This window comes from Halobacteriovorax sp., assembly GCF_041587335.1.
In the GTDB taxonomy this organism is placed as follows: Bacteria; Bdellovibrionota; Bacteriovoracia; order Bacteriovoracales; family Bacteriovoracaceae; genus Halobacteriovorax.
In genome coordinates this window covers 26,116-37,091 of sequence record NZ_JBFGYP010000019.1, presented here as the reverse complement: position 1 = coordinate 37,091, position 10,976 = coordinate 26,116, and the positions used below count along the sequence as shown (strand labels likewise).

At 34.2% G+C, this 10,976-nt stretch carries 11 protein-coding genes; 5 read left to right on the top strand and 6 right to left on the bottom strand.

Going from position 1 to position 10,976, the window contains the following annotated elements:
- The 3 genes from ABX784_RS04950 to lon all read left to right on the top strand — a co-directional run.
- Positions 1-1,106: hypothetical protein (locus tag ABX784_RS04950; protein WP_372653332.1), on the top strand; the 1,106-nt coding region annotated here is incomplete at its 5' end.
- A 75-nt stretch (positions 1,107-1,181) separates the two neighbouring features.
- Positions 1,182-1,655 (top strand): hypothetical protein, encoded by a 474-nt coding sequence (locus ABX784_RS04945; RefSeq protein WP_372653331.1) that lies wholly within the window; start codon positions 1,182-1,184, stop codon positions 1,653-1,655.
- A gap of 13 nt (positions 1,656-1,668) precedes the next feature.
- Positions 1,669-4,161, top strand: coding sequence for an endopeptidase La (gene lon, locus ABX784_RS04940; RefSeq protein ID WP_372653329.1), 2,493 nt, complete (start codon positions 1,669-1,671; stop codon positions 4,159-4,161).
- 48 nt (positions 4,162-4,209) lie between these two features.
- Here lon and rpoZ read toward each other — a convergent pair whose 3' ends face one another.
- Positions 4,210-4,422, bottom strand: coding sequence for a DNA-directed RNA polymerase subunit omega (gene rpoZ / locus ABX784_RS04935; protein ID WP_014242874.1), 213 nt, complete (start codon positions 4,420-4,422; stop codon positions 4,210-4,212).
- Positions 4,423-4,494: 72 nt separating this feature from the next.
- Positions 4,495-6,315: a long-chain fatty acid--CoA ligase gene (locus ABX784_RS04930; protein WP_372653326.1), complete on the bottom strand. Its 1,821-nt coding sequence runs from the start codon at positions 6,313-6,315 to the stop codon at positions 4,495-4,497.
- Between the two features lie 107 nt (positions 6,316-6,422).
- Here ABX784_RS04930 and ABX784_RS04925 point away from each other — a divergent pair, with 107 nt between their 5' ends.
- Complete coding sequence (locus tag ABX784_RS04925) at positions 6,423-6,665, top strand: hypothetical protein (RefSeq protein WP_372653323.1); 243 nt, start codon at positions 6,423-6,425, stop codon at positions 6,663-6,665.
- Positions 6,666-6,704: 39 nt separating this feature from the next.
- Positions 6,705-6,953: a hypothetical protein gene (locus ABX784_RS04920; RefSeq protein WP_372653321.1), complete on the top strand. Its 249-nt coding sequence runs from the start codon at positions 6,705-6,707 to the stop codon at positions 6,951-6,953.
- Here ABX784_RS04920 and ABX784_RS04915 read toward each other — a convergent pair.
- From ABX784_RS04915 to recA, 4 genes are all read right to left on the bottom strand, one after another.
- Complete coding sequence (locus ABX784_RS04915; RefSeq protein WP_372653319.1) at positions 6,946-7,347, bottom strand: hypothetical protein; 402 nt, start codon at positions 7,345-7,347, stop codon at positions 6,946-6,948. The two genes, ABX784_RS04920 and ABX784_RS04915, sit on opposite strands and share 8 nt — an antisense overlap.
- A gap of 159 nt (positions 7,348-7,506) precedes the next feature.
- The gene (locus tag ABX784_RS04910) at positions 7,507-9,231 is read right to left on the bottom strand and encodes an ABC transporter substrate-binding protein (RefSeq protein WP_372653317.1); all 1,725 of its coding nucleotides are present in this window, start codon (positions 9,229-9,231) and stop codon (positions 7,507-7,509) included.
- 56 nt (positions 9,232-9,287) lie between these two features.
- Positions 9,288-9,785: a regulatory protein RecX gene (locus tag ABX784_RS04905; protein WP_372653315.1), complete on the bottom strand. Its 498-nt coding sequence runs from the start codon at positions 9,783-9,785 to the stop codon at positions 9,288-9,290.
- 54 nt (positions 9,786-9,839) lie between these two features.
- Positions 9,840-10,970, bottom strand: coding sequence for a recombinase RecA (gene recA, locus ABX784_RS04900; RefSeq protein WP_372653313.1), 1,131 nt, complete (start codon positions 10,968-10,970; stop codon positions 9,840-9,842).
- Positions 10,971-10,976 lie beyond the last annotated feature (6 nt).

Sequence of the window (10,976 nt, the reverse complement as noted above, 5' to 3'; positions counted from 1 at the left end):
TTTCTGATTCAAATGGTGATTTTACTATAAGTAATCTTCCGTTAGATGATACCTATTTCATCTATACGGAGCCTTTAAATAATTTGAGCTCTCTTCCTGGTTACTATGATGTCGCAAAGAAAGATTTTTGTGATTCTAATAAAGACTTTAAAGGTTCATTTTTTCAACGATGCTTTGGAAGTGATAGAGGGAATCCATATGGTATAAAGGTAAGTTCTTCAGATAAGAATATTGATATTGGAACAGTTTCTATTCGTTGTGGCCTAGATGTTCCTGGGGACTATAATAGGGCCAAGGGAAGTACTTATGATATTTCTCTTTTTAGCTCTGATGTTAATAACTACTATGTAGGTAGCTCAAGTGTTGGTTTTTTCAATTCTCGATTAGACTCTGGAGTTATCGTATTTGATGAATCAGAAGATGAGTATAATTTAGATTTATCTCTTCATAATCTCTATTCAAAGTTCCCAGGCAAAGAATTATATCTTGAAGTACAAATACATACTCAACCATTCTTTTCTCCTTTAAGAGTTGTTACGACTCTTGATCATGATGATTTTTCTATTCCATCAGTTTATCCCGATCTTAGTAGTAGTATCCCTGTAGACTCCGATGGTAATTACAACCTCGATGTAAAACTCAATCTTCCTTTATATGCAGATAGTTCAAAAAATATTTATTCATTGAAAGTTGTACCTCATAATATTGACCAACTTTATAGCAGTGGGGTTGTCTCTGATATATTTTCATCAGGACGTTACAACTATAACGAAGAAAGACACTTTTACTTTATTACTACTAGGCTTGTGGAAAAAGTGGGAACTACTTATCTTGAAGTCAGTGAAAAAAATTATGGAGAGAGAACAGATAATCAATCTTGCTTAGATGCTAGTGCTACATACGAAGTATCTGGAAATGTAGTAGGAGAAGGAGCTACTGTATTAAGACAGTCTTCAAAAAAAGATGATTCTCTTGGTCTTGCATGTGGATCTATTACTTATACTGGAGGAAATCCCCCGGGTAATGGGCCTGTTGTGTCGTTGTTATTTTTAATAATGTTTACTGTTTTAGCGAATAAATTCAATTCTTCTAAGTTTGTTGAATAAAATGACTTGGATTCCTGTAGTATAAGTATCATAATATTAATGTGTTAATGACTGATTTCATTAGGAAATTACATTATGAGAAAATGGATTTTTTCAATATTACTTTTAGTGCTAACTTTTAGCTCTTTCTCTCAAGATCTTATGGGAGAGAGAATTCGTCGAATTTCATCTACAAAGAAGTCTGTCTACTTTGATAGTGGCATTTTTCACAATGGTGGTCCCAAAAGAAAGTCTGGACTTAAGGTCGTAAGACATTCGTACTCTGAAAAAAGAGGCTATGAAAGGATCGTATTTGACTTTGATACCAAGGAAATTCCTAGAGTGTACGGAAATATATCTTCTAATGAGAAGAAGCTATATGTCGATCTCTTTGACACTAATCTTGGGTCTAATATGAACTCTTTAGGAAAGAGTAAATTTGTAGAAGAGATTAAATTTTTTCCAATTAGTAAAGATTCACTTTCAATTGAAATTACATTTAATAAAAATGTAAATATAGATATTTTCTACCTGAATTCTCCAGGTAGATTAGTCTTTGATATTAAATAATTAAGGAGACATCATGTCAGATCATGAAAATGATTACCAGGTCGAGATTAGACCTAGTGATATGGAAGAAGTGGCTTTTCCAGAGTCAGTAGTCATTATTCCGATAATGAATAGCCCTATTTTTCCAGGAATGATTGCACCAATTATTCTAACTGAAGACAAGTTTACGCCTGAGCTAGATGAGCAACTTTTAAAAACTGGTTATATAGCATTAAACCTTGTTAAGTCGGATCTAAAAGATGAAAAGGGAGTATTCGTTCCAGAGGAAGAGTTGGATCTAGAATCTCGTGAGATATCATCTAAGGATATTTATAAAGTTGGTGTACTTTGTAAGGTTGTAAAGAAACTTAAGTTACCAGATGGATCAGTTAATATTTTAGTACACGGAATTAAGAGATATAGAGCTTCAGGAATCTCTCAAGAAGCTCCACTTATTCTAACTAAGATAGATGTATTTGAAGATATACTTGAGACTGATGAAGAGCTTGATGCTTATACAAGATCAGTAATTAACCAAGTTAAAAAATTAAGTGAAATTAATCCATATTTTAATGAAGAAATGAAGCTTGCAATGCTTAATCCTCCTTCTCCAGGAGCATTGGCTGATCTTGTTGCATTTGCTATTTCTTTAGATATACCAGAAGCTCAAGACTTTTTAGAAACACTAGTTGTTAAAAAGAGGTTTGCAAAACTTTTGGTCTATTTAAAAAGAGAAAAAGATGTCGCAGATATTCAAAAGAAAATCTCTGATGAAGTTAATGATAAAGTTAACAAGTACCAAAGAGAATATTTTCTACGTGAGCAATTAAAAGTTATTAGATCTGAACTTGGGATGGATGAGGATGAGAAGTCTCGTGATCTCAAAAGAATGAGAGAGCAGATTGAAGAAGCAAATCTTCCAGAAGACACAGTAAAGTCTATTAATGAAGAACTAGATAGATTAGAAGTTATTCCAGAGTCTTCTCCAGAGTATAACGTTGCAAGAACTTATATTAATTGGATGATTGACCTACCATGGGATAAGTCAACAGACGATAAAGTCGACATGGACATGGCCGCAAAGATTCTTGAAAAAGATCACTATGGTTTAGAGAAGGCCAAAGAAAGAATTTTAGAATTCTTAGCTGTTAGAAAATTAAAGCCTGGTTACGATGGTACAATTCTCTGTCTTGCAGGTCCTCCTGGAGTAGGTAAAACTTCTCTAGGTAAAAGTGTTGCAGAGGCCTTAGGAAGAAAGTTCTACCGTTTCAGTCTTGGTGGTATGAGAGATGAAGCAGAGATCAAAGGTCATAGAAGAACTTATGTTGGTGCTATGCCTGGTCGAATTATTCAGGCCCTTAAAAGAGTTGAGGTTAATAACCCTGTAATTATGCTTGATGAAATAGATAAGCTTGGACAGTCGTTTCAAGGTGATCCAGCTTCAGCTCTACTAGAGGTTTTAGATCCAGAACAAAACACAACGTTCATTGATAACTACTTAGATATACCTTTTGATCTATCTAAGGTGTTATTTATCTCCACTGCAAATTACTTAGGTGATATTCCTGAGCCTCTATTAGACAGAATGGAAGTTATAGAGCTTAGTGGTTATACAATTGAAGAAAAGGTTTCAATAGCTAACAAGTGGGTAATTCCTAAACAGCTAAAAAAGCATGGTCTAAGCAAGAGTGACTTTTCTATAACTACAACTGTTCTTAAAAAATTAATCTCGGATTATGCCAGAGAGCCAGGTGTTAGAATTATGGAACAATATGTTGCAAAGCTTTGTAGAAAAGCGGCAATGTTAAAAGTTTCAGCTAAAAAGAAAGCTAAGAAATTCTCTCCTGCAATTGCAGACCTAGAGAAATTAGTAGGACCTGCTCGTTACCAGAGTGATGTTGCTCAAAAGTCTGTTAAGCCTGGTGTTGTAACTGGACTTGCATGGACATCATTTGGTGGTGAGATTTTATTTATTGAAACTATACCATTAGTAGGTAAGGGTGGATTTAAGTTAACTGGTCAGCTTGGTGATGTAATGCATGAGTCTGCAAACCTTGCTTATAGTTATGTAAAAAAGCTTCTTCAACAAGAACTAGAAGAGAAGATGAATAAAAAATCATCTAAGAAAAAGAAATCTAAAGAGAGTGACGATCAAGAAGTCCCTGAAGATTACTTATCTGATCATGAGGTACATTTACACTTACCTGCTGGAGCCACTCCTAAAGATGGACCGAGTGCTGGTATAACAATGGCCTTGGCTCTATATAGTTTAGCTACTAATCAAAAAATTCGTCCTCAACTTGCTATGACAGGTGAGTTAAGTCTTACTGGTAAAGTATTACCTGTAGGTGGAATTAAAGAGAAAGTTCTAGGTGCAAAAAGAGCAGGAATCAAAGAAATTATTTTACCAAAGGATTGTGAGAAGGACCTTATAGAAGTTCCTGACAGACATCGAAAAGGTTTAAAGTTTTATCCTGTTGAACACTTTGATGAAGTATTGAAAATAGCATTTAAAAAGAAGAGATAAAAAAAGGGAGCTATTAGCTCCCTTTTTTTATAAGTAATTTTAATTTTTTTAGAATTCGTCTGAGTCATACTCACTAACTGGAGCATGTTTAACTTTTCCTGCTGCAATTTCTCTAAGAGCAGTTACAACTTCTTTGTTCTTACTTCTTACTAAAGACTCAGAACCTTCTCTTAGTTGCTTAACTCTCTTTACTGCCAGGTGAACAAGCTCGTATCTGTTTTCAACTCTTTCCAAGCAATCTTCAATTGTAATTCTGGCCATATGTATCTCCGTTTAATTAAATATATGAATATTTCTAAATATGATAATTTTAACTCAATGTCAAAAGCTCGTCTAGTTATACATTGCATCAATCTCTTTATCAAACCTTTTTAAGACAACTTTCTTTTTTAGTTTGAGAGATGGAGTTATCAGCCCAGTTTCAGGCGTAAATTCCACTGGTGCAATATAGAAGTGCTTTATTGACTCAAAGCTTGCGAGGTCGGTATTTACGGCCTCAATCTGCTCTTTTATAAGGTTGATAACTCCTTGATTCTTTGAGAGTTCTTCAATTGTAACATTTGATTTCAGGTTTAGTGCAGGAAGAATCTCAAGGAATGATTCTTTCTCTATCCCTACTACTCCTGTGAGGTACTTTCTCTTGTCTCCAACTACCATGAAGTGGGTGATGTACTTCTTGATCTTAAGAAGATTTTCTATTTTTTGTGGTGCGACATTTTTCCCTCCAGAAGTGATGATAATATCTTTCTTTCTATCGGTTATTTGTAGATAGCCGCTACTATTTAGTCTTCCGATATCTCCACTTCTGAACCAGCCATCTTTAATAGACTTTTGTGTTTCTTCGTCATTTTTGTAGTAGCCACTAAAAAGGGCCGATGATTTTACGAGAATCTCTCCATCATCATCAAACTTAAATTGAGTATCTCCTAGAGGTAGCCCAACTGTTCCTGGGATTTGTTTTGCAACAGGGTTCAGGCAACATGGAGCGATTGTCTCTGTTAGACCATAGCCCTCAAGCACTGTTAGATTGGCATTTCTTAAAAACTTTATAATATCAACTCCAAGCGGAGCACCTCCGGAAACGAAAAAGCGAATCTTTCCACCAAAGCGATTATATATTTTTGAAAAAACAAGCTGGTATGCAAGGTTTCTTGCAATAAGAACTGTACTTGGAGGAGATTGATCTTTTTCCAAGTAACTAAAGTACTCTGAAGAAATAGACTCGGCCCACTTGAAGAGCTTTTGTTTTATTAGACCTTCTTTTTCTATTGTCTCTTGAGTTTTAGCGTAAATCTTTTCAAAAATTCTTGGAACTGAAATCATCACGGTTGGTTGAGCAAGTGAGATATTATCAACTAACTTATCTATACTCTCTGCATAGATATTTTCAATGCCTAAAGAGAGGTGAAGCATAGAATCACATCTTCCTAGTACGTGAGATAGAGGTAAGAAAGTTAGCAGTCTGTCTGTTTCGCCTATATTATGGCCTATTGCAGACTTTACATTTTTAAGCATAGACCAAAAGGCGTTATGTCTAATCATAGCTCCCTTAGGCTGTCCTGTTGTTCCTGATGTGTAAACAATAGAAGCTAATGAGTTATCTTGAACACTATCTATCAGCTCTTCTAATCTATTAGGTTTATCTAAAACTATTAACTTACCTTTTTCAAGCAGTTCCTTATGAGTATAGATTTGAAAATGTTTACTACAGGCCTGTATTAGTTCTTGGTTTTTTATATCCCCAAGGATAACAATCGACTTTACACTTTTTATTTCATCTATAATTTCACATATTTTTGTAAGTTGTTTTTCACTATCTAAAACGAGTAGAGAAGATTCTGAGTGATTGATGATATAGCTAACTTCATCATCAGTATAAGTTGGATATATCGGTACTACTGTTGAGTTCAAGCAAAGGCATGATAGGTCATATAGATTCCAAATGTAGGAAGTGTCAGCAAGTATAGAAACTTTGTCATTGGCCCTAACTCCAATATCTTCTAATGCAGTTGTTATTTTTGAAATATTCTCATAGTACTCATGAGTAGTGAGAGTGTTTACCTTTCCATCTTTAACCCATCCAATCGAATTAGATTGAGAGTTGGTTTTATACTTTTCTAAAAGAAGGGATGGAATATTTTCTTTAATCGTCATGATTTAGTTTTCCTAGAAGTATTACTGATAAGATTCAATAACTTATTAAATGATTTTACACACTTAATTTTAATATATCTCTTGAAGAAAAGGAAATGGGAGAAAGTTTGAACAACATTATTGTGGTATCTATTTGTGAAAAAAGTATAGGTGAAAAAAATATTATAGGTTATGAATTTAGGTTCTCTGGTACTTTTGACGGACAAAGGATAAATAAAATAAATGTTTATTCAGATGTAGGCTTTAGACTTGGTGAGCAGTACATATTAAACTTGTCCATTTGTAATGTAGAGTTATCTTGTTTGAACGCGAAGCTGCTTTATTCAAAAGAGTTAAAAAAATATCTTTAACACAATAAATGTTATGTTATTATTTAATCGGGAGTCTATATGGATACAACGATCGAAGAGTTAGCATTAAGTGAGAGAAAGTTTCTTCATGAGCTTAGCAATCATATTGTAGTGGCGCAGGGGATGGGAGCAATTGCTTTAAGAGGTCTTCAATCTTCTGGAGATGAATGCGTAGACCCTTCAGTTATTGAGAAGTTGGAAAAGTCTATGAATGCTATGAATAAGATGATTGGAGTTGTAAAAGAGCGTAGAGCAATTCTACACTCTATAAATAACAAGACTATTTAACTTTAACATTCACCTTATCGCCAATCATAAAGCTTCCAATGTCATATACTTTTGCATCTTTTCCAATATTGATATCTTTTAAAGCTGCAATCGCTGTATCTTTCTCTGTATGAAGAACTTCTAGTTCTCCAATTTTCACTTTGTATTGATATCTCTGTTTTGTTTCGTATGGATCTAATCTAGATATAGTTCTATAAACGTCTAGTGTTGTTCCAGAGTCCACTCCTTGCTCACTACCAATATTTACATAGAAATTCTTGTTGATAGTTTCATTCTGATAACCCATAGGTAAATCTTGAACAATACTAAATATTATAAAGTCACGAGCAAAACCCATGCTCGCGGTAAACATAAAAATAAATATGGCGATAATTTGCAGGTTTATCTTTTTCATTACAATTCCTAAGTAGCAGGTTAACCAAAATGAATTGGTCATAACTACTATTCGTAAGAATATTCTTTAAACTAAAATGATCAATTAATTTAGGCGAGTTCTTGAGAGAATTGTGGAGTATTTTACCTATCTAGAATAGGAAAGGGGCTACTTAGCCCCTTACTTTTGATTCAACCTGAGGTATTTAAAATTATTGTAAATCAGATCAGAGTGACGGTAGTTATTCAGTCTTTCATGATAAAGGATGTAATTTCTTGAGTAGTATTGCATTACCCAAGGTAGATCATTATTTATAATTTTTTCCATTTTCTTCATTACTTCAATTTTTTCAGGACCATTTGGAAGTACTTTCATTTTATCAAATAAAGCATCAAAGTCTTTGTTTGAGTAGAAGGTAGAGTTTGGGCCAGGGGCATGGTTTTTAGATATCAATAGTTGTAAGACATTTTCTGAGTCAGGATAGTCTAGGGCCCAACCATCTTGCCAGAATTGTAATTTTCCATGTCTCGCTTTTTCTAGAAATGCAGGGAAGTTGTTTAGAGCAACTTCAACGTTTATACCAATCTTTCCAAGTTCAGATTTCACAAAGTCGGCCTGTTGTCTGTTAGTAGCACTAACTCCTCTAACATCATAAGTTAGTGTAGGAAGTCCTTTACCTTCTGGAAAGCCTGCTTTCTTTAAGTACTCTTTAGCTTTATTCATATTATATTCATATGGTAGCTGAGCAGAAGGATCATATCCTGGTATTCCTGGAGGATAAATTGAGTTCGATTTTTGTCCAATATTGTTTGTAAAAACTTTAATATATCTTTCTACGTCTATAGCATGTGCAATTGCTTTTCTTAGATTTAGATTCTTACCAAGAAGAGGGTCTTGCATATTAAATGATAACCACCAGTATGTTAAAGTTGGAAATATCTGAAGCTTTATACGTTCACTTTTAAGCTCTTTCGTTAGATTTCCATTTGGGTCTACTGCTGAGCTGTAGTTGTCTTTAGGTATAATTAGAAAGTCTATCTTCTTTGCTTTAAAGTTAAGCCATCTTGTTTGTGCTTCTTTATATACGTTGTACTCAACCTTATCTATAAAAGGGATTACCTTTCCTGAGTCTTTAAGAAGCTGTCTACTATTTGCAATTCTATCCCCTTGTCCTGGATAAAAAGCCTTTCTGTAGTTCTCATTCTTTATAAGTCTTAGTTTTGTAGAGGATACCCATGAGTCTAGCTTGTAAGGACCTGTTCCTATGATTTTATCATTAAGGTTATTCTGGTACATCTCTATTGCCTCTATAGGCATAGGGGATGTGAAACTCATAGCAAGAGTATAGAGCATCTGTGGATAAGGCTCATTTAGCTCTATAACTAATGTATGATCATCGGGAGCTGATAAACCAGTGATGCTTGTTGTTTTGAATTTACTAAAGTCTCTTCCTACAGTTTCTCTGAATTTATTTAAGCCTTTAATTTTTTGATCAAATAGCCACCAACCGTTACTATTTGTAGGTAGGTAGGCGAGTCTTTTAATTTGATTTATAAAGTCTTGGGACTTTACAAATCTAGCTTTCCCATTAAAAGAAGGGTCATCATGGTATTGAACACCTTTCCTTATTTTTATAGTGTATTTCTTTCCACCATCTTCAATGAGTGGAAGAGACTCTGCAAGTAGAGGCTGTAAAGTGTATGGTCTTTTTAAGTAGTGATATTCGAATAGTTGTTCATAACCTTGATAAACTATTGAGGCAGATATTGTATCGTAGCTGTTGGCAGGATCTAATGTTGATATCTCACCTGATATGGATACATTTAAAGTATTTGGATCACCTTCTTTTTTACAAGAAAATAAAAGTAATGAAGAGATAATGATCAATAATTTAGCTAAATTCATAAAAATCCTTTGTTCAATTAAAATTTAGCATAAATAATTTTGAGTGTGAACTTTGTTTAGCTATTGGATTTCTCTAATAAGCCCTCAAGCGTATTAGTTATATCTTCTAATTCGTGACCTTTAGTTAAGCAGTAGCGTATTAGCTTTTGTTTTATTTTGTCTTGGGCATTTATAAGTTGAGAGGGGACTTGTATTCTTAATTTTTTCTCTAACAGTTCAGATAATTGACTATCTGTCGTCATATTGTATTCTTCAAATATTTCATTAATAGTAGAGCTCGTTACAGATAATTGTTCTTCTGCTAGCTTTGCTTCTATGTATTGTGGGTGATAACCCTTTTTCATTAATACTTTTGCCCTTGCAGTGGCATATTCTTTTTCTCTTAAAAAGCCTTTACTAATTACTTCTTCAATCGCCAAGTCTATATCGGCTTCTTCATAACCTTTAGACCCTAGCTTTACCCTTAGCTTATGTTCAGAGTAATCCTTTTTGGTTAAAAGTTTAATGATATATAAATAAGCTGACTTGCTTGTAGATTCGGTAAGGTTTTTCATAGAATAAAAACCAAGGGCCAAATATTCATTTGGGCCCTGGTTGTTTGATAGAATTTATTGAATTGTTTTCTTTGATTTTTTTGCTTTAGTTTTCTTTTCTACAGGAGCAACTTCTTCTTCAAGAATCTCTCCTGTTTCTTTATTAACAGCTTCTTCTTCAAGAGTAATTAATCCGTTCTTTGCTAGAACCTTATTCTTAATTTCTTCGAAGATGTCATTGTTTTCACTTAAGAAGTTTTTAGAGTTCTCTCTACCTTGGCCAATTTTTGCATTGTTATATGAGAACCATGCACCAGCTTTTTCAACTACACCATGCTCTACTGCAAGGTCTAATACATCACCAGTTTTTGATATACCTTCTCCGTACATAATATCAAATTCAACTTGTTTGAATGGAGGAGCTACTTTATTTTTAACAATTTTAACTCTTGTTCTATTTCCTACGACTTGATCACCATTTTTAATAGCACCAATTCTTCTGATATCAACTCTAACAGATGCATAAAACTTAAGTGCGTTACCACCTGTTGTAGTTTCAGGGTTACCAAACATTACACCTATTTTCATTCTTAATTGGTTAATGAAGATTACAGTTGTGTTTGATCTTGAAATTGATCCTGTAAGCTTTCTTAATGCCTGAGACATTAGTCTTGCTTGTAGACCCATATGTGAATCACCCATATCTCCTTCAAGCTCAGCTCTCGGAGTAAGTGCAGCTACAGAGTCGACGATAAGAAGGTCAACTGCAGCTGAGCGAACTAACATATCAGCAATTTCTAATGCTTGTTCTCCAGAATCCGGTTGAGATATAAGTGTGTTTGGAACGTCGACTCCAAGCTTTTCTGCATAATAAGTGTCTAATGCATGTTCTGCATCTATAAATGCTACTGTACCACCTGCTTTTTGGCATTCAGCTGCAGCATGAAGAGTAAGAGTTGTTTTACCTGAAGACTCAGGACCATAAACTTCAATGATTCTTCCTTGAGGAATACCACCTACACCTAAAGCAAGGTCAAGACCAAGACAACCCGTAGAGATTGAAGGAACTTTCTCTAGTTTCTTTTCAGAATCTAGTTTCATGATCGCACCTTTTCCGAATTGCTTTTCAATAGTTGCTAAAGCTAGGTCTAGTGCTTTTGTTTTATTTGCATCAGTTGATGGTGAGTTTGTTGTTTTTGAAGCCATTTTGTC

Excerpts from the sequence above, each read along its gene's own strand:
- ABX784_RS04905 (WP_372653315.1), bottom strand. The coding sequence starts at position 9,785 with ATGAAAAACCTTACCGAATCTACAAGCAAGTCAGCTTATTTATATATC.
- recA (WP_372653313.1), bottom strand. The coding sequence starts at position 10,970 with ATGGCTTCAAAAACAACAAACTCACCATCAACTGATGCAAATAAAACA.
- ABX784_RS04920 (WP_372653321.1), top strand. The coding sequence starts at position 6,705 with ATGGATACAACGATCGAAGAGTTAGCATTAAGTGAGAGAAAGTTTCTT.
- ABX784_RS04915 (WP_372653319.1), bottom strand. The coding sequence starts at position 7,347 with ATGAAAAAGATAAACCTGCAAATTATCGCCATATTTATTTTTATGTTT.
- rpoZ (WP_014242874.1), bottom strand. The coding sequence starts at position 4,422 with ATGGCCAGAATTACAATTGAAGATTGCTTGGAAAGAGTTGAAAACAGA.
- lon (WP_372653329.1), top strand. The coding sequence starts at position 1,669 with ATGTCAGATCATGAAAATGATTACCAGGTCGAGATTAGACCTAGTGAT.
- ABX784_RS04910 (WP_372653317.1), bottom strand. The coding sequence starts at position 9,231 with ATGAATTTAGCTAAATTATTGATCATTATCTCTTCATTACTTTTATTT.
- ABX784_RS04945 (WP_372653331.1), top strand. The coding sequence starts at position 1,182 with ATGAGAAAATGGATTTTTTCAATATTACTTTTAGTGCTAACTTTTAGC.
- ABX784_RS04930 (WP_372653326.1), bottom strand. The coding sequence starts at position 6,315 with ATGACGATTAAAGAAAATATTCCATCCCTTCTTTTAGAAAAGTATAAA.